We start from the raw sequence: 18,891 nt of genomic DNA, 5'->3' as shown, positions 1-18,891 counted from the left end.
TTTTATTGATAATTATTTAATGAATAAATTTAGTTCTGGTTTAATATGGAATTTGTATGATAAAGATAAAAATTTTATAACAAATTTTAGATATACAAACGATGGAAACTATTTAAACACAGAAAATGAAAAAATAAAATTAATGCTGATAATTTCATGAGCTTGGCAACTCCTATAGAAATGGAAGAACACACTATAGATAAATGGAGAAAACAGCTTGAAGATTGCCAATTATCACAGGCTATAAATCAATTAACACTTATAAAATTAGATAAAAAGAATTTGAAAAAAGAAATAAAAAAGATAAAAAATATAGATACAAGCTACGGAGCTTTTAAGTTTTTTGCTCAAAAATATGAAATGCATACCAATGATGTATTAGAAGATGATATAACATATACATTTACATCAAATGATGGAGATATTTTTACAATGTCTGCAAAAGTTGATGAGGATATAGAATATGATGATTTAGTAAATATTAGTATTGATTTTAAAAAAGCTAAAAATAAAAAAGAAATAAGTAAAAGATTTGTTTATACATTTTTAGTATTTATAATTTTGGATTTCAGGCTTACTGATTTATTTTAGTATTTATCATACTTAAATATTATACGAATCAATTATGTATATTTTGTTTTATATTTTTATAATGATTTTTGATTATTTTATATTTTTTTATTTATCATTTTATAATTACTTATAATTATTACAGCAATTATAAATAATTCCGATTTTGTAAAGTATAAAAATTATATTATGATAACCTTATAGAATTTTATATAAAATATATTATTTTCTCAATTTTATAATATAATAATTGCATTAAAATTTGAAAAATATTTTTAATGAGTTATAATTTTTGTTGTGGGTTTTGGGGGATAGTTATTGGAGTAATTTATGATAATAACTAATAATTTAAATGCTATAACAGCAAATAGGTTTTTAAAAGTTAATGCTAATGACAGCAGAAAGAAATTTCCAAAATTATTTGCAAGCGAAAAAGGTCCTTTAGTACAGGCAAGATATTTGATGCGTGCTGAAAAAAATACTCAGGATGGAATATCTTTTGTTCAAACAGCTGACGGATATATAGAAGAGACTATGAGTATACTGCAGCGTATAAGAGAATTATCTATAAAAGCTTCAAACGGTGTATATAGTAATACCGATAGGTTATATATGCAGACAGAAGTATCAGGTTTGATAGATGAAATAGATAAAATAGCAAGTCAGGCACAGTTTAACACTTTAAAAATATTTACTGGAAGATTTTCAAATTCTGTTAATGCTTCAGCAAGTATGTGGATACATATAGGAGCAGGAAGATATCAAAGAAAAAGAGTTTATATTGCTACAATTACAGCAAATTCTCTAAAATTAAAAAATGAACTTAACAGTTATATCTCTATATCTTCTGTAAGTAAAGCTAATAAAAGTATAGGCGTAATAGATGAGGCTATTAAATATGTAATTAAGCAAAGAGCGGATCTTGGTGCATATCAGAATAGATTTGATGAATATACTCATGGACTTATGCTTTATTATGAAAATATGGTTTCTTATGGAAGTAAAAAAATGGATAAGGATATAGCAGAGGCTTCCATTTATGAAACAATAAGCTCTATAAAATCTCAAGCAGCTTTGGCTATGATTATTCATTCTAATAATTCACCTAAAAATGCTTTGATATTATTACAGTAGATTTTAAAGTTTAATAACAATTCTAATAAATATTCTTTTTTATAACAAGTTTTTAATATTTGTTCAGATTAAAAACTTGTTATAAATGTTTTAATCTGTATAGTAATATTTACAAAAATCAAAAAAATATACATTTTATTTATATTAAGTATATTGTAATAAATGTTAGAATAATATAAAATAATGTTAGTAAAATCTAAAAAATGGAGTTTTTATATGTCAATAATAAAAGAAGAAACAGTAAAATTACTAAATGAACATTTAAATTTAGAGCATTATTCAGCTAATTTGTATTTTAATATGGCTGGATGGTGTGAGAAAGAAGGCTTAAAAGGATGCAGTGCTTTTTTATATAATCACTCAGCTGAAGAACATACACATTTAGAAAAATTTAGAGAGTTTATAAATAAAGCTGGCGGTCAGGCTATAATGGGGGATATGAAATCTCCAGAGTTTAGTTTTAATAATGTAGGAGAGCTTTTTGAAAAGATAGTTAAGCATGAAGAATATATTACTTCCTGCATTAATAAATTAGTTGGCATAGCTATTGATAATAAAGACTATGTTACATTAAAGTTTTTAGAGTGGTTTGTTGAGGAACAATTAGAGGAGGAAGAATTATTTAATGATATTATCAAAAAAATAAAGATTTTAGGAGATTTAAAAGGCAGAAATCTTTATACATTTGACAAATATGTCGGTAATTTAGATTCTAAGGAACATAATTCATAAATATTTAATAAAACGGGTATATTAAACATTAATTAATATACCCAATTATTATAATCATATTATCATAAGCATTTCTCTTATAACTTTGCATGCCGTTATGGTTGATACTTTACTATTGTCATAATCTGGTGAAAGCTCATTAACATCAGCACCTACAATGTTTAATCCTCTCATATCAAGTATAGCTTTCTGAAGTTCCTTATAAGTAAGTCCACCTGCCTCTGGAGTTCCAGTACCTGAAAATATTGAAGGGTCTAAAACATCAAGGTCTATTGTAATATATACAGGTTTATCTTTTATTTTTTCTTTTGCTTCTGCTACAGTATTTGCTGAAAACTTTTCTAATATAGTATGCTTTTTAGCAAATTCATGCTCTTCTTTAGTCATAGACCTTATTCCGAATTGATACAGCTCTTTACTTTTCATAAGCTGATAGCATCTCTGCATAACGCATGCATGGCTTAAACCTTCTCCTAAATAATCATCTCTTAAATCGGCATGGGCATCAAATTGTATTAATACTACATCATTATATTTTTCAAATACAGCTTTAAATGCAGGCAAAGTTACTAAATGCTCCCCACCAATCATAAAAGGTATTTTGCTGCTTTCTACAATTTTTTTAGAAGTTTGATATATGATGTCAAGAGCTTTTTCTCTGTTTCCCATAGGAAGTTCTAAATCTCCGTAATCAAAAACTTTCAAATCTTCCAAATCTTTTTCCTGATAAGGAGAATAAGTTTCTATACCGAAAGATTCTTGTCTTATAGATTGAGGTGCAAACCTTGTACCAGGTCTGTAGCTTACAGTTCCATCATAAGGAGCACCGAATACTACTATATTACTTTCTTCAAAACTAGAATCCAATGCCATAAATATATTAGGCTGATTATTCATGATGAGACTGCTCCAATAGTTTTTTTACATAAGTAGGCAAAGCAAAACAGCCTTTATGTATATCAAGATTATAATATTTTGTATCCAAATTATGTTTAAGCCACTCTTCTTCTTTAAGGTCTTTTATAGGATCTATAGTTTTTGAGGCAAATCCGAAAAGCCAATGTCCGCTAGGGTAGGTTGGTATATGAGCCTGATACACTTTAGCTATATTAAATGTTTCGTATATATTTCTGTGAGCCCTTTGCATATTGTAGGCATAATCACTGTAATAAGGACATTCATGCTGATTTACTAATATGCCGTCCTTGCTTAATGCCTTATGACAATTGCCGTAAAACTCTCTTGTGAATAATCCTTCTCCAGGACCAAATGGATCTGTGGAGTCTACTATTATTAAATCATATTCTCCTTCTTTAGCATCTCTTACAAACTTTAATCCGTCCTGAAAATATAAACTTACTCTTTTATCGCTCAATCCAGATGTTGTTGACGGAAAATATTTTTTGCATACTTCTACAACTTGTTCATCTATTTCTACCATATCAATTTTTTCTATAGTTTTGTAGCGTGTTAATTCTCTTACAGTGCCTCCGTCTCCGCCGCCTATTACAAGTACATTTTTTATATTTCCATTACTTGCCATTGGGACATGCACTATCATGTCATGATAAATAAACTCATCTTTTTCTGTTACCATAATAAGTCCGTCTAGTGTGAAGAACTTGCCGAATTCTTTTGATTCAAATACATCTATTCTTTGAAAATTAGTCTGTGCTGAATATAATTGTTTTTCTACTTTGATTGAAAATTTTGATTCCTCAGTATGATTTTCTGTATACCAAAGCTCCATTTTATTCCTCCATTACTTGTATATTATTTAATTCTATATCTTCTGTGCCTTGCATTACACAGCCTTTTTCTTTTGCATATTTTATATATGTTATAATCTCTTGAGTTATCTCTTCCCCCGGGGCTATTATAGGTATGCCGGGCGGATATGCCATTACAAACTCTGCTGAAGTTTTGCCTATCGAATTATCTAATTTGACAGAATACTTATTACTATAAAAGGCTTTTTGAGGGCTGTATTTTACTATTGGATTAATATATTCATGATCAAATAAATGAGTGTAGTCTTTTTTATACTTTCTTTTTAACTCTGCCAATGCTGCTATAAGTCTTTCAAGCTCAAGAGTTCTGTCGCCTACGGATATTATAGCCAAAACATTTCCTATATCTCCGAACTCTATTTGTATATTATATTCATCGCGTAATTTATCATAAACTTCAATTCCAGCAAGACCTATTTTTCTAGTATGTATGCATAGTTTTGTATTATCAAATGAGTATACATCATCATTGTTTATTATCTCTTCACCGAATGCATAATAATCACCTATTTTATTAATTTCTTTTCTAGCATAGTCAGCCATATTAATAACTTTTTTAAAAATTTCTTTACCGTTAATAGCTAATTCGCTTCTTGCTATGTCCAAACTGCTCATAAGTATATAGCTTGGGCTTGTAGTCATAGTAAGATTGATTATCTGCCTTACATGATTACCATTAACATTATTATTTATTAAAAGTGCTGATGATTGGGTGAGAGAGCCTCCTGTTTTATGAAGACTTACACAGCTCATATCGGCACCTGCCTCCATAGCACTTATTGGAAGATTATCTCCAAAATAAAAATGTGTGCCATGTGCTTCATCTGCTAGGACAAGCATGTTATTTTTATGAGCTAATTCTACTATTTTTTTTAAGTCAGAGCATATTCCGTAGTAGGTGGGGTTATTAACAAATATAGCCTTAGCATCGGGGTTTTTTTCTATTGCTTTTTTTATATTTTCTATAGACATTCCCAAAGATATACCCAATTCCTTATTTACACCCGGATTTACATATATAGGCACAGCACCGCATAAAACAAGAGCATTAATAGCACTTTTATGAACATTTCTAGGAAGTATTATTTTGTCTCCATATTTGCATGCAGTAAATATCATAGCCTGAACAGCTGAGGTAGTGCCTCCAACCATAAAAAATGATTCTTTAGCCTTAAATGCTTCAGCCATTAATTCCTGAGCTTCTTTTATAACTCCTATAGGGTGGGTAGCATTGTCTAAAGGCTTTGATGAATTATAATCTATTTGAACGCATTTTTCTCCAAGTACATCTATTAAAACTTTTGTGCTTTTTCCCTGCTTATGTCCTGGTACGTCGAAACTTACTATTCTCTTTTTTCTGTATTGTCTTAATGCTTCAACAATGGGTGTTTTCTCTTGTCTATTCATTATCGTATACATTGCTTCCTGAATATATTTCTATCATTTCCTGACGAAGATCATTAGATATTTTTAGTCTTTCTTTCGGAGTAAACTCATTAACATCTTTTCCAAAGAGATAATTACTGAGATTAAGTTCTTTAATTATCATCATAGTATGAAAGATATTGGCACTATATATATTTATGTCATGAGCGTCGTATCTTTCTTGAATTTCTTCGCTTATATAATCCTGTATACTTGTTATTTTATGATCTATAAAGCATTTTTTTCCGTCTATTGTACGGGTAAATCCTCTAACTCTATAGTCTATAGATATTATATCAGAATCAAAACATTGTATTAAATAATTAAGTGTTTTAAGAGGGGATATTTTACCGCATGTGGAAACATCAATATCAACTCTGAATGATGATATACTTTTATTGGGGTGATATTCTGGATATGTATGTACTGTTATATGGCTTTTATCTAAATGTGCACATACTGTTTCTTTTTCTACAAATGAAATATTACCTTTATTGCAGGTTTCATCAAGCACAGTATCATTTAAAGGTTCTTCTGAAATTAGTATAGTTACGCTGGCACCTTGAGGGTCATAATCCTGTTTTGATATATTTAGTATATGAGCACCTATTAAATCAGTTACATTGCAAAGTATTTCAGTTAATCTTTTTGAATTATACTGCTCATCAATATAGTCTATATATTTTCTTTGTTCTGGTTCTGTTTTTGCATAGCACACATCATAGATATTGAAACTTAAACTTTTTGTAAGATTATTAAATCCATATAGCTTAATCTTGTCTGGCATAAAAATCCTCCTCACATCTTGTGCAGAAGGAAATCTTATATAAAAAAATACAATTATTTTTCTAACATAAGTTTCCTTACATAAAGATAAATAATTGTACTTGATTAGATCTTTAACTATTTTTTAGTTTATTTGAGCCTATACAGTAATTTTATACTTTTACTGCTCATGTTGATCATTCACAAGTACGTTTATTCCTTATAAATAATTTAACACGATTGAATCGCAAATCGGCTTTTGACCCGGCTGTCCGTATGGCCTCTTTTCCCCTTTTTTGAAGGTTAAGGTCAAAATAATTTTACCAAAATGGATGCAATAGCAATCAAATAAACCACTCGATTTTCTATTACGCCGCATATTATATACTTTTTTGGTTTTTCTGCAAGTGCTTTATTAATAAAAAATTAAAATATTATTAAATTAAAAATTATTAAGAGCATGATATTTTTTTTAAATATGTTATAATATACAAACATATTATTAATCTTTCACTCATTTTAAGTATTGTAAAGATTAATACATTAATATAAAATAAAAAAGGTTATAAAATATATATTCAAAAAGGAGTTTTTATTATGTCTATAATAACTGAAGAAACAATTAAATTATTAAATGCTCAACTAAATAAAGAGTTATATTCTGCTAGTTTTTATTTTAACATGGCTAGCTGGTGCGATAAAGAGGGACTTAAAGGATGCAGTAAATTCTTATATGGTCATTACAGAGAAGAATTAGAACATTTTGAAAAGTTTAAAGATTATATTAATAAAGTAGGAGGACAAGCTACTATATCTGAGATGCATGCTCCGCAGTCTGATTTTAAATCTGTAGAAGATTTATTTGAAACAGTAGTGAAACATGAAGAATATATCACTTCATGCATAAATGAGCTTGTAGGATATTCTTTTGATAAAAAAGATTATATTACTTTAAGATTCTTAGATTGGTTTATACAAGAGCAGCTTGAAGAACAGGAATTATTTAATGATATTCTTGATAAAATAAAAATCTTGGGTGATTTAAAAGGCAGAAATTTATATACATTTGATAAAGCTATTGGTAATTTAGATGCTGAAAAACATGGCTCAAGTGTAAGTTTATAATTTTATAATAAAAAATGAAATAGAGAGGGTATATGCTTGGTAAATTTTTAAATATTTTCAAAAAAAAAGATAATAATATACCCTCTGCAAATCCGATAACCGCAGAAAATTTCTTTAATTATGATAAATCAAATCCATATGAGATACGTGCTGTCAATCTTACAAAATATTACGGTAAAAGAAAAATAATAGGTGATATTTCTTATAGTGTAAAACAAGGAGAAGTAGTAGGACTTTTAGGACCTAATGGTGCTGGTAAGACCACAAGTTTTTATATTACAGTAGGTTTTGTTAAAGCTACTGCTGGAAATGTATATTTAAATGATTTGGATATTACAAATCTTCATATGCATCAGAGGGCCACTCTTGGTATAGGATATCTCCCTCAGGAGGCTTCTATTTTCCGTAAGATGTCGGTAGAAGATAATTTGCTTTCAATACTTGAATACAATAAAGCATTATCAGCAAAGGATAGAATGGATATAACCGATATGCTTCTTGAAGAGTTTAATATTACTCATGTAAGAAAACAAAACGGATATACTCTTTCAGGAGGTGAAAGAAGAAGATGTGAGATAGCAAGGGCACTCACTGTTAATCCTAAGTTTATATTATTAGACGAGCCTTTTGCAGGAGTAGACCCTATTGCTGTTATAGATATACAAAATATAATAGCTTCTCTTAAAGATAAAGGTCTTGGAATATTAATTACTGACCACAATGTACGTGAAACTTTAAGAATTACAGACAGAGCATATATTATGGGTAATGGTCAAATATTAGTAAAAGGTACTCCTGAAGAGATAGTTAATAACCCATTAGCACGTAAAGTATATTTGGGCGAGTCTTTCACTATGTAATTATTTATAAATAAGGCTTCACATTTTATATGCAAAGCCGTTATTATAAATACATTTTAAATATTTTTTATTTTCTTAAATTTTTTAAATAATTATTTTGTTATGTAATTAATTGCCTCTATAAAAGTATTAAATGAATTTTCTGTCATATAATATCTGTTATTATCATCGGTATTAACTATTTCATAATTATTGTCATCTAATTTGTTTAATATCTCATATGTTTTATTATTGTTGTCAAAAGTTTTTATATTGATTTTATATAGTGTATTATTTTTATTTATTTCATTAGTTATTAATCCGTCAGCATTTAAATTAGCCAATGTAAATACGCTTGTATAAACATCATTAGCTTTTACTTCTGTATTATTCCAAGTTTTAATCCATACATTGTTTGTATTATCTTTAGGTTTTTCCAAAGTATATACATTATTATTATATTCTATAGTTACATTTTCTATATCATCATTTTTTATTTTTGATATGGTTTTATTTATCAAGTCATTTTCTGTTTTATCGAATATATCTTTAGGATTAGAAGATGTATTTCCAAGCAGATATATATTTTTATCATTATTTATTTTAGCGTATACACTATTTCCGAATGCTGATTTCATACCAAATTTTATGTTTCTTACATTTTTTGAAGAACTGTCAAATGCTTCAACTGATAACACTTCATCATCAGATAATTTATATTTTAATATGGCTTCATCATCACCCCTAGAAACTATTTCTGTAGGCTGAATAATATTCAAAGCATTTGTCATAGCTTCTATCAATGAATTGTCAGCATTATATTTATCATTAACAGTCCATTTATTATTATTATATTTTATTGATATTGTTTCATTAGCTCCTCTGTTTATAATAATTTCGGATATATTTGAATTTATTGCTTTTAGGGTAGGTAATGAATAGCCTTTATTTTTTAAAAGAATTATAGCTATTAATATTATTATTAATACTGCTATTATAGATGATAATGTTATATATTTTTTAGTTATATTTTGATTCATATTTTTATTACCTTTTTATTATATTTTTAAAACTTATATTTTTAATAATATATAACTATTTAATTATAAGAATAGTAAATAGTTATAAGGTATCATTTTTATTATTCATATTTAAAACGTTTAAATAATTTTCTAATATTAAAGCAGCAGCTATTAAATCATTAGCTTTTTTTTTAACATTCTTTTTTTTGCCTCTTAATATATAATCAGCCTCTTTTGAAGTGCCGTATTCATCAACAAAAACAACATTTACTTTGACACTTTTTAATAAAAACTCAGAAAAACGTCTTATCTCAGAACACCATTCGCTTTCTTTACCTTCATCAGATAAAGGAAGTCCGAAGATAACAGTATCAATATTTTTCTCTTCTATAATGTCCATCAAAGCACGTTTAACTTTTCTGGCATTGCTTTCTTCTATAAGTCGGTATGGAAAAGGTATTTTTATATTCATATCCATAAAAGCAGTGCCAGTCTTTTTACGTCCGAAATCTACACCAAGTACCATATTTTTTCTAATATTCTCTTAATCTTCTTCTATAGTAATAATATCATATTTTTTAAAATCATGGGCCCCTGATTTTATATATGCATTATCTATATTTCTAATATTATCAACTTCTATAAACTCATTATCTTCTGTTTTTATAAATAGTTTGAATCGGTTGTCATTATGATTAATAAAATCTTTGCCTATATATACTAAATTATCTCCATTTTTTATAGTGTTGTATACTGTAATTTTAGCATATTCTTCATTGTCATCAGAAATCATGCCCATAAGTCTTCTGCCTTTCAAATATCCTTTTAGTGTAGGCTTGATATTATCTCTTCCAAAATAAAAACCAGTGTCGCTTTCTCTTCTGCTTATGGTATCAAGTTCTTTTAAATAGCTTGCAATAGGCTCTTTTTTTATTGCTTCAGGGTAGGAATCGTATCCTATTCTGTCAAGCAAGTCTAATAATACTCTATATACTCTCACAGTATTGGCAACATAATATACGCTTTTCATTCTTCCTTCTATTTTTATAGAGTCAATACCTGCTTTTTGGAGCAAATGCAAATATTCTGCCATCTGCAAATCTCTGCTGCTTAATATTGTAGAATGATTTTCTCCTTCTTCTATTTCCATAAACTCACCAGGTCTTGTTTTTTCTTCTATGTATGTTTTGAAATTCCATCTGCAAACTTGAGAGCATTCTCCTCCGTTTGCATCTCTGTTATTTAGGAAGTTTGATAATAGACATCTTCCAGAATAAGACATACATACCGCACCATGTACAAAAGTTTCTAATTCCAAGTCAGTATTATCTCTGATCTCTTTTATTTCATCTAGTGATAATTCTCTTGCAAGTATTATTCTGCTTGCTCCTAATGTTTCATACATTTTGCAGGAATAGCTGTTAGTTACAGAAGCCTGAGTGCTTATATGAATATTAGCGTCTGGTATCATTTCTTTAACTATTCCCAATACACCTAAATCTGAAACTATAAAAGCGTCTATATTTAAGTTTTGAATTTCTTTTAGATATTCTTTTAAATTGTTTTTATCATATTCATGCAAAAAAGCGTTTAAAGTTAAATACATTTTTTTATTTAATTTTTTAGCAAGCTCTCTGCATTCAGCAAGTTCTTCTATGGTAGTATTTTTGCTTTGATGTCTTAAATTAAATAATGCTCCGCCTATATATGCAGCGTCTGCTCCGTAATGATATGCTACTTCTAATTTTTCTTTATTTCCAGCTGGTGCTAAAAGTTCCATTATTTATATATCCTATCAGTTTTTATTTTGTTTATTTTATATTAAAATTAATAAAAAGTATATATTATTTAATGATTATTTACTATACTATTATTATATATAAAAATAATGAGGTTGTTTTTTATGACTACTAAAGAAATAAAACATCTAGTTAATGAGCTATTTAATGGTGAATATTCTGATATATTAAAGCCGTTATCTGTAGGCAATACTTTTTTAGCTAAATCTACATTGAACTCCTATATAAGAGAGTTTAGCGGGAAAAGAAAATTAAATGCTATAGAATTATTTACTTCAGAAAATTCAAAACTTCATTATGAAGATGATGGGAGTGTTATTAAAGTTATAAAAAATTTAATTGATAATAAAGATATAAGCGGTATAGATAATATAGATTTTAATTTAACAGCGAATAATGCATTATTATACGGCGATTTTGTAAGATTTATATATGCCCTCTATTTTGGAGGATATAAAGAAGAGCTTAACATTTTGGTCAAAAGTATATATGAACTTATTTCAAAGATATCTCACAATATAGTATCAGGCTTTAAAGATTCTGCTGCCATTAATAGAGTAAGTATAGTTATAACTTCGTCTATATACAGATCTATATTAGACGTTCTTTCAGATTTTTCAGAAATAGTAGGAGATGCTAGGTCTAGGGCTGAGGTGATGTATTATAAAAGTTATATTACATGCAATGTTATGTCTAACTACAGAGGTTTAGTTGGCCCAGACATGATAAAAACTGCTTTATGTTTTGAGGAAATAGAGGATTTTGAAAAAGCTGAAAAGATGTACGATGCTGTTATTACAGATTTTGAGTGTGTTCTTTCAGGGATAACTTATCATTTTGATAATTATAATATAGATGATAAGGCAGAAGATTATGTTGCCCTAGTTTCATTATGGCAGGCTTGCGACGGCATAAACAGGATAGAAGAGATTAACAAATATGAGGCTAAAATGGAAGCTATAGAAGAGGCTATAAAAAAACTTAACAGCATATAAACTTTATAAAAATATATATTGATATATAAGCATTATTGTGTTAATATACGTATATGAGTAATAAATTTAATATAGAGATGTTTGATGATGTTGATGTACTCAAAGAATTGTCTAAGACTTGGCATGCTTATTATGATTTTAGAATGTCTTGTTTATCTTTAAAAAATTCAGAGTATCTTTTAAGTATATTATCATTAATATTAAATCCTTCAAGTAATTATGAGTTTAAAGATATAGCTATGATATCATATAGTATATTAGAAGAATATCATTCAAAGTATAAAGAGTTTTCTATATTAAAAGAGTTTGTACAAAGTGATTATAATTCAGAAGTTTTTTCAAATATAGTAAGCAAACTTGAAGATAGAAAAATTAAAATAGATAAAAGCTATGATGAAGAAATATCTTATATAGATAATGCAGATTTAGATCCTTTATTAAAGTTATTAGTGTATCAAAAAATATCTTATGAATATGTTAAAGATTATCAAAGCTGTTTTGTAATATGCAGAGTTGTGTTTAATATTTATTCATGCAAATTAAAATTATTAGATAATCCTATACTCTATCCCTATCAATTTTTTGAAATGAGTATGAATGAAAGTTCTAATAAGGAATCTATAATAAGATATTTGCAGTTTTTACGCGGTATATGTTTATATGCTGTTGATACTATTAGTTTTGTTCATAGCAATTTAAAGGTATTGAGAGACAAACTTTTACAAAATAAAAATTTTAAGAAACTAGCTGATTCAAGTGTCTTTTATATGATATTTATTACTCCCTATATTAGGATAGTAGATTTAATGGATATGTTTGATTGGAAAAGGGATAAAGCAGCAAGACTATTATCAAGATTAAAAAGCGAAGGTTTATTTATTGAGACCAAATTAAAAAAGAAAAAATATTTGTTAATAAGTATATAATAAACCTATTTGAGTCTGGAGAAGCGTTAAAACCTGAAGAGTTTTTAAATAAGTTTATATAAAAATACTTGACATTTTTTTAAAAAAGTGTATATTATTTTCAATATTTAATACCGCGGGGTGGAGCAGTTGGTAGCTCGTTGGGCTCATAACCCAAAGGCCGTAGGTTCAAGTCCTGCCCCCGCTAATAGCTGAAAATATAGGCTTGTTATTTTTGGCGGCGTGGCTCAGGTGGTTAGAGCATGCGGCTCATATCCGCAGTGTCAGGGGTTCAAGTCCCTTCGCCGCTAATAACTTTATAAAAAGGCAGGTGAGTTAATTGGTAAGAGTATTCGCTAATGAAGGCGAACCAGTAGAAAGCGTTATAAAAAGATTCCGCAGAGCTTGTGAGAATGAGGGTATTTTACAAGACCTTAAAGAAAAGCAGTTCTATAAAAAACCTTCTCTTGAGAAAAAACTTCAAAGAGAAAAAGCTCTTAAAAGAATGAAAAGAAAAATCAAAAAAGAACGCAGATTAGGTTTGCTATAATTTATCTGTTATTTTTTATTAAGGCATTGATATCAAACATATCAGTGCTTTTTTTTCGCCTAATTAACACATTTGCATACTTGAAAATATTTATTTTTTAATGTATAATTTTTACGATTTTAAAACTAAATATTTTTAAAGTTTAATAATGCTAATAATTTAATTTAATAATACTTATAAGGAGAAAATATATGGCAGCAAAACAGCTATTATTTGATGAAGAAGCTAGACGTGCCCTTATGCGTGGGGTAGATGCTTTAGCTAATGCCGTAAAGGTAACTTTAGGACCACGCGGACGTAATGTTGTAATAGACAAAAAATTTGGTCCTCCTACTATAATAAATGATGGTGTAACTATCGCTAAAGAAATAGAATTAGAAGATCCATTTGAAAATATGGGTGCTCAAATTGTTAAAGAAGTTGCTACCAAAACTAATGATGTAGCAGGTGATGGTACAACTACTGCTACTGTTTTAGCTCAGGCTATGGTTAAAGAAGGTTTAAAAAATGTAACCAGCGGTGCTAATCCTATGCTTATTAAAAGAGGTATAGAAAAAGCTGTTAATGAAATAGTTGATTATATCAAATCTGAAGCTAAACAAATTAAAGGCAAAGAGGAAATTGCTCAGGTTGCTACTATTTCTGCTAACAATGATAAAGAGATAGGAAGTTTAATCAGCGATGCTATGGAAAAAGTTGGTAAAGAAGGTGTTATCACTGTAGAAGAAGCTAAATCTTTAGAAACTAGCCTTTCATTAGTAGAAGGTATGCAGTTTGACAGAGGTTATATCTCTCCATACTTTGTAACTAATGGAGACAGTATGACTGCTGAATTAGAAGATGCTTTACTTCTTATCTATGATAAAAAAATCTCTAACATGAAAGAACTTCTCCCTATTCTTGAAAAAATCGCTCAGACTGGAAGACCTTTCATTATCATTGCTGAAGATATTGAAAATGAAGCTTTGGCTACTTTAGTACTTAACAAAATGAGAGGAGTATTAAATGTATGTGCTGTCAAAGCTCCTGGTTTTGGTGATAGAAGAAAAGCTATGCTTGAAGATATCGCTATATTAACAGGCGGACAAGTTATCAGCGAAGATTTAGGTATGAAACTTGAAAATGCTTCTATTGAGCAGCTTGGTAAAGCTAAAAAAATCACTGTAGATAAGGAGAATACTACTATAGTTGAAGGTGCTGGAAGCAAAGAAGATGTAAAAAACAGAGTTACTGTAATTAAAAAACAAATAGAAGAAACTGACAGTGATTATGACAGAGAAAAATTACAGGAAAGACTTGCTAAACTTTCAGGCGGTGTTGCTGTTATAAATATTGGTGCTGCTACTGAAGTAGAAATGAAAGAGAAAAAAGCTAGAGTAGAAGATGCTTTATCTGCAACTCGTGCTGCTGTTGAAGAAGGAGTTATTCCAGGCGGCGGTATCACTTATTTACATGCTCAAGGAAAACTTGATTCTTTAAAAGCTGACAATGCTGATGAACAAGTTGGTATCAATATAGTAAAAAGAGCTATAGAAGAACCTATAAGAATGATAGCTACAAACGCTGGTTTAGACGGATCAGTTGTTGCTATTCAGGCTAAAGAACAAAAAGGTAATATGGGTTTCAATGCTCTTACTAATGAATGGGTTGATATGTTAAAAGCTGGTATTATTGATCCTGCTAAAGTTTCAAGAAGTGCTTTACAAAATGCTGCTTCTATAGCAAGCCAAGTATTAACTGCTGAAGTTATTATTACTGATATACCAGAACCTGAAAAACCAATGCCTCCAATGCCTGGCGGTGGAATGGGTGGTATGTATTAATAATAATTAATATACCAATATTTTTATATAGTATAATATAATAATATATAAAACCTCAGTATTATGTACTGGGGTTTTTATTTTAACTAAGTATTATTGAATTTAAAATCTTAAATTCAATAATATATTTTTTATTATTTAATTTATGTTTATAATTATTTTAATTTTATAAGTCTTAAATCAAATGCTATCATAAACACACAAGGCAAAAATATTAATGTAATAAGCGTAGAGAATATAAGACCATAAGCCAAACTCATAACTATAGGTACTATTAAATCGGCACGTCCTCCTATACCATAAACTGTTGGAAGAAGACCTCCTACCGTTGTTACAGTGGTTAAAAATATAGGAAGAAGTCTTTGAGTAGCACCTTCTACTATTGAGTTGAATGCGAATTTTTTTGGATTGCTTAATGCTTCTGTGTCCGTTTTTCCAGATTCTATGATCTTGTTTATTAAGTCTATCATTATGATTCCGTCATTAACAAGCACTCCGCATAAGCCTATAATTCCTATAAAACCTATAAATGACATAGGCATGCCATGCAGATAAAATGCTATGAATACTCCTGTTAATGTGAAAGGTATTAAAAACATTATCATAAGAGGCTGAACAAATTTTTTAAACTGAAGTAATAATATTAAATATATTAAAACTATTGCTATTAAAAGTGTAATGGTAAGTCCATCCAAAGCCCCGACTGTTTGGTCAGCTTCTCCTCCGAAACCTATTATTATACCGGGATATCTTTGAGAAATATCTTTAAACTTATTTTGTACAGCAAACATTACTTGTATAGAAGTATTTTGTCCTTGTATCAAGTCGGCATTGATTGTAATGCATCTCTGACCGTTGTAGTGTCTAATAGAAGATACCCCATTAGTTTCAACTATATTTGCCACATTTTTTAAATATAAAAGTCTGTTATATGTATTAGGTATAACTAAATTATTTAAAATATTTGTATCGAATATGTAATTTCTGTCTAACTGTACCCTGAAGTCTAATTTATAATCAAGTTCCTGTATTGATGTTGCTACTGTTCCACTGTATGCAGTTCTTAATTCATTTGCAACATTAGCTACATTCATTCCAAGCTGTGCTATCTCATCATAATCAAATAATACTCTAAGTTCATTTTTACCAGATTTATCATCATCATAATAGTTAATTACTCCGTTTAAGCTAAGTAAATATGCTTTTACTTCATCTCTCACTTTTCTTGTTTGTTCTAGGTCATTTCCCACTATTTTTATATCCACTGCTTTTCCGGGGTCCATAGGAAGTTTTACTGATACCATTAAGGCATCTAATTCTTTTCTTAAACTTGTTTTTTCTAATTCTATATTTATATCTTCCATTATATCATAAGCCGTTTTTTTTCTTTCTGTAGATGGTATGAGATAAACAGTGATTCCCGCTAGGTTTGCTGATTCTTCCGAAATATCAACTATATTTTGGTTAACCTGTTTTCCTACAACACTATTAACTGCTATTAAGTTTTTAGGATCAACTGACTTGTATATAATATTCTCTATTTGCTCAACGTATTTCATAGTATTGTTAATAGAGTTACCTATACCAGAGTCAATATTTATCATTATACTGTCAGAGCTTGTATCATATATAAGTATAAATTTCTTAAGGCTTTCTTTTGCTAAAAAGAATGAAAATATTAAAAGCACTATAAAAAATAAAACTACTAAATATCTGAATTTTAATAAAGTTTTTAATGCTTTATTAAAAGGATTTTTCATGGCATTAAATAATTTTTCTTTATCAAAGTCCAGAGGATTTTTTAATTTTTTTAAGAATTTCAAATTTTTCTTAGTTTTATCCTGCAGATTATTTGGAAGTAAAAATATTGCTTGAAATAAACTGGCAATTAAAGCTACAACTACAACTTTAGGAAAAGGTGCTATAAGTTTTCCTACAACATCCTTAGTAAGAAGCATAGGCATAAAAGCTACAACAGTAGTCATAGTAGCAACCATTATAGGACTTACTACGTCTCTTACTGCTTCAACTGTTCCATCTAGTCCTGTTTTTCCAGCCTTTTGGAAATCGTATATGTTTTCGCATACTACTATACTATTATCAACAACCATACCTATAACAGTAATTATACCAGCAAGTGATATTATATTAAAAGTTAAATCAGAAAAATTAATATATGAGAAAGTGATAAATATAACGACTATCATACCTATGCTTGTAAATAATGCACTTTTAAAATCTAAAAATATTATAAGCACTATTAATATAATGATAAATCCGAATATTAAATTACTCGTTGCCACATTTGTGAGAGCTAGTACCATTCTTGATGTCTCGCCCATAGTTGTAACTTCTACATTTTCAGGTATAAGTTTCTGATTATTTTTTAGAAAATTATTAATGTTTTCTGTAGTTTTTACTATATCAGCATTTTCTTTTTTTTGTATGTTTAGAGAATATCCTGATACACTATTTATTCTTATATACACAGACTTTTCAACAAAATCTCTATTTACTTTTGCTAAATCCTGTATTCTTACTCTTTGACCGTTAAATGTAGAACGTACAACGACATTAGTTGCTTCTATAGGGTTTTCAAATTGTCCCATTGTTACTATTGTTTTTTCTTCTTCATTTTCCTCTAAGTCGGTATAAAGAGGCTTTTTAAAATCACCGCTTGTGGCTCTTATGTTTCTTGCAGAAAGAGAGTTTACTATATCAGTTAAAGAAATATAGTATTCCTGCAGTTTTTTTGGGTCAGCGAGTATTCTTACTTCAGGGTCTGTTCTTCCCTGAACTGTTATATCAGCAATCCCGTCAACATATTTTAATTGTCTCTCTAATTCTTTACTGAAATCGTATAAAACTTTTTCATCTCCTTCAAATCCTTTTTTAAAATGAACTCCTATTTTGTAAATAGATGTAAGTTTTGGGTTTATATCAGTTATTTCTATAGTTTCAACTTCTTCTGCCATGTCTGGAACACTTTGCATTTTTCTGAAAATATCATCTTTAGCTTTACTTGTATCGATTTCCATATCAAGCTGTACAAATATTATAGCTGCATTTTCTGTTATAATAGACGTAAACTCATCTATTCCAGATATAGTTCTTAATTGGTCTTCTATTTGTATAACAGCATTTTGTTCAACATCTAAAGGAGAGGCACCTGGGTATACTACTTGCAAAATCATTAATTCTAAATCTGTAGATGGAAATGATTCTTTATCTATATTGTAATATGAGTATAAACCTATCATAATAGATACAAATATGATAATGTTTACAAGCATTCTGTTATTAGCAAAGAAGTATATTAATTGTTTCATATGTTTTATCCTAAAATAAATATATATTATAGTATAGCAAATTTTAATATAAATTTATCTATATAATAAAAAATATTATATAATAATT

General features: G+C 28.6%; 15 protein-coding genes, 2 tRNA genes and 2 pseudogenes. 11 read left to right on the top strand and 8 right to left on the bottom strand.

Annotation, left to right across the window (positions count from 1 at the left end):
• From KQ44_RS04385 to KQ44_RS04375, 3 genes and pseudogenes are all read left to right on the top strand, one after another.
• Positions 1-591: pseudogene (locus KQ44_RS04385) on the top strand (DUF4132 domain-containing protein); the annotation flags it as partial.
• 309 nt (positions 592-900) lie between these two features.
• Positions 901-1,704: a flagellin gene (locus KQ44_RS04380; protein WP_096736387.1), complete on the top strand. Its 804-nt coding sequence runs from the start codon at positions 901-903 to the stop codon at positions 1,702-1,704.
• A gap of 216 nt (positions 1,705-1,920) precedes the next feature.
• On the top strand, positions 1,921-2,436 hold the full coding sequence (locus KQ44_RS04375; RefSeq protein ID WP_096736386.1) for a ferritin: 516 nt from the start codon (positions 1,921-1,923) through the stop codon (positions 2,434-2,436).
• A 54-nt stretch (positions 2,437-2,490) separates the two neighbouring features.
• Here the strand turns inward: KQ44_RS04375 and speB are convergent, their stop codons facing one another.
• From speB to speD, 4 genes are read right to left on the bottom strand one after another with little or no spacing between them, the layout of a single operon-like run.
• Entirely contained in the window at positions 2,491-3,333 is an 843-nt protein-coding gene (gene speB, locus KQ44_RS04370; RefSeq protein ID WP_096736385.1) for an agmatinase, read from the bottom strand.
• On the bottom strand, positions 3,326-4,186 hold the full coding sequence (speE, locus tag KQ44_RS04365; RefSeq protein ID WP_096736384.1) for a polyamine aminopropyltransferase: 861 nt from the start codon (positions 4,184-4,186) through the stop codon (positions 3,326-3,328). Before speE ends, speB begins: the two co-directional genes overlap by 8 nt.
• Before the next feature lies 1 nt (position 4,187).
• Positions 4,188-5,633, bottom strand: a complete 1,446-nt coding sequence (locus tag KQ44_RS04360; RefSeq protein WP_240516478.1) for an aminotransferase class I/II-fold pyridoxal phosphate-dependent enzyme — start codon at positions 5,631-5,633, stop codon at positions 4,188-4,190.
• Positions 5,626-6,438: an adenosylmethionine decarboxylase gene (gene speD / locus KQ44_RS04355; protein WP_013115199.1), complete on the bottom strand. Its 813-nt coding sequence runs from the start codon at positions 6,436-6,438 to the stop codon at positions 5,626-5,628. The genes KQ44_RS04360 and speD overlap by 8 nt, the downstream gene beginning before the upstream one ends.
• A 575-nt stretch (positions 6,439-7,013) precedes the next feature.
• Between speD and KQ44_RS04350 the strand changes: the two genes are divergently transcribed.
• Both KQ44_RS04350 and lptB read left to right on the top strand, forming a co-directional pair.
• Positions 7,014-7,541 (top strand): ferritin, encoded by a 528-nt coding sequence (locus KQ44_RS04350; protein WP_096736382.1) that lies wholly within the window; start codon positions 7,014-7,016, stop codon positions 7,539-7,541.
• Positions 7,542-7,573: 32 nt separating this feature from the next.
• On the top strand, positions 7,574-8,401 hold the full coding sequence (lptB, locus tag KQ44_RS04345; RefSeq protein WP_096736381.1) for an LPS export ABC transporter ATP-binding protein: 828 nt from the start codon (positions 7,574-7,576) through the stop codon (positions 8,399-8,401).
• Between the two features lie 92 nt (positions 8,402-8,493).
• Here lptB and KQ44_RS04340 read toward each other — a convergent pair whose 3' ends face one another.
• From KQ44_RS04340 to KQ44_RS04330, 3 genes are all read right to left on the bottom strand, one after another.
• Positions 8,494-9,420, bottom strand: a complete 927-nt coding sequence (locus KQ44_RS04340; protein WP_096736380.1) for a DUF4340 domain-containing protein — start codon at positions 9,418-9,420, stop codon at positions 8,494-8,496.
• Between the two features lie 82 nt (positions 9,421-9,502).
• Positions 9,503-9,928, bottom strand: coding sequence for a Holliday junction resolvase RuvX (ruvX, locus tag KQ44_RS04335; RefSeq protein WP_096736379.1), 426 nt, complete (start codon positions 9,926-9,928; stop codon positions 9,503-9,505).
• A gap of 18 nt (positions 9,929-9,946) precedes the next feature.
• Positions 9,947-11,182, bottom strand: coding sequence for a peptidase U32 family protein (locus tag KQ44_RS04330; RefSeq protein WP_096736378.1), 1,236 nt, complete (start codon positions 11,180-11,182; stop codon positions 9,947-9,949).
• A 123-nt stretch (positions 11,183-11,305) separates the two neighbouring features.
• Between KQ44_RS04330 and KQ44_RS04325 the strand changes: the two genes are divergently transcribed.
• The 6 genes and pseudogenes from KQ44_RS04325 to groL all read left to right on the top strand — a co-directional run bounded on the left by KQ44_RS04325 (position 11,306) and on the right by groL (position 15,474).
• On the top strand, positions 11,306-12,196 hold the full coding sequence (locus KQ44_RS04325; protein WP_096736377.1) for a hypothetical protein: 891 nt from the start codon (positions 11,306-11,308) through the stop codon (positions 12,194-12,196).
• A gap of 53 nt (positions 12,197-12,249) precedes the next feature.
• Positions 12,250-13,184 (top strand): annotated as a pseudogene (locus KQ44_RS04320) (hypothetical protein).
• 52 nt (positions 13,185-13,236) lie between these two features.
• Positions 13,237-13,309: transfer RNA gene (locus KQ44_RS04315), tRNA-Met, on the top strand.
• A 29-nt stretch (positions 13,310-13,338) separates the two neighbouring features.
• Positions 13,339-13,412 (top strand) — tRNA-Met (locus KQ44_RS04310).
• 29 nt (positions 13,413-13,441) lie between these two features.
• Positions 13,442-13,651, top strand: coding sequence for a 30S ribosomal protein S21 (gene rpsU / locus KQ44_RS04305; RefSeq protein WP_008724792.1), 210 nt, complete (start codon positions 13,442-13,444; stop codon positions 13,649-13,651).
• 191 nt (positions 13,652-13,842) lie between these two features.
• Entirely contained in the window at positions 13,843-15,474 is a 1,632-nt protein-coding gene (gene groL / locus KQ44_RS04300; protein WP_096736376.1) for a chaperonin GroEL, read from the top strand.
• A gap of 155 nt (positions 15,475-15,629) precedes the next feature.
• Here the strand turns inward: groL and KQ44_RS04295 are convergent, their stop codons facing one another.
• Positions 15,630-18,803 carry an efflux RND transporter permease subunit gene (locus KQ44_RS04295; RefSeq protein ID WP_096736375.1) on the bottom strand — a complete coding sequence of 1,058 codons (3,174 nt, stop codon included), beginning with the start codon at positions 18,801-18,803 and terminating at the stop codon, positions 15,630-15,632.
• Between the last annotated feature and the right edge of the window lie 88 nt (positions 18,804-18,891).

This window comes from Brachyspira sp. G79 (assembly GCF_002379365.1).
In the GTDB taxonomy this organism is placed as follows: domain Bacteria; phylum Spirochaetota; class Brachyspiria; order Brachyspirales; family Brachyspiraceae; genus Brachyspira.
The sequence above is the reverse complement of the archived record's forward strand: the minus strand, read 5'-3'. Positions and strand labels throughout refer to the sequence as shown.

Bases quoted from the DNA above. Each gene is read 5' to 3' on its own strand.
- KQ44_RS04380 (WP_096736387.1), top strand. From the start codon at position 901: ATGATAATAACTAATAATTTAAATGCTATAACAGCAAATAGGTTTTTA.
- KQ44_RS04375 (WP_096736386.1), top strand. From the start codon at position 1,921: ATGTCAATAATAAAAGAAGAAACAGTAAAATTACTAAATGAACATTTA.
- speB (WP_096736385.1), bottom strand. From the start codon at position 3,333: ATGAATAATCAGCCTAATATATTTATGGCATTGGATTCTAGTTTTGAA.
- speE (WP_096736384.1), bottom strand. From the start codon at position 4,186: ATGGAGCTTTGGTATACAGAAAATCATACTGAGGAATCAAAATTTTCA.
- KQ44_RS04360 (WP_240516478.1), bottom strand. From the start codon at position 5,633: ATGAATAGACAAGAGAAAACACCCATTGTTGAAGCATTAAGACAATAC.
- speD (WP_013115199.1), bottom strand. From the start codon at position 6,438: ATGCCAGACAAGATTAAGCTATATGGATTTAATAATCTTACAAAAAGT.
- KQ44_RS04350 (WP_096736382.1), top strand. From the start codon at position 7,014: ATGTCTATAATAACTGAAGAAACAATTAAATTATTAAATGCTCAACTA.
- lptB (WP_096736381.1), top strand. From the start codon at position 7,574: ATGCTTGGTAAATTTTTAAATATTTTCAAAAAAAAAGATAATAATATA.
- KQ44_RS04340 (WP_096736380.1), bottom strand. From the start codon at position 9,420: ATGAATCAAAATATAACTAAAAAATATATAACATTATCATCTATAATA.
- ruvX (WP_096736379.1), bottom strand. From the start codon at position 9,928: ATGGTACTTGGTGTAGATTTCGGACGTAAAAAGACTGGCACTGCTTTT.
- KQ44_RS04330 (WP_096736378.1), bottom strand. From the start codon at position 11,182: ATGGAACTTTTAGCACCAGCTGGAAATAAAGAAAAATTAGAAGTAGCA.
- KQ44_RS04325 (WP_096736377.1), top strand. From the start codon at position 11,306: ATGACTACTAAAGAAATAAAACATCTAGTTAATGAGCTATTTAATGGT.
- groL (WP_096736376.1), top strand. From the start codon at position 13,843: ATGGCAGCAAAACAGCTATTATTTGATGAAGAAGCTAGACGTGCCCTT.
- KQ44_RS04295 (WP_096736375.1), bottom strand. From the start codon at position 18,803: ATGAAACAATTAATATACTTCTTTGCTAATAACAGAATGCTTGTAAAC.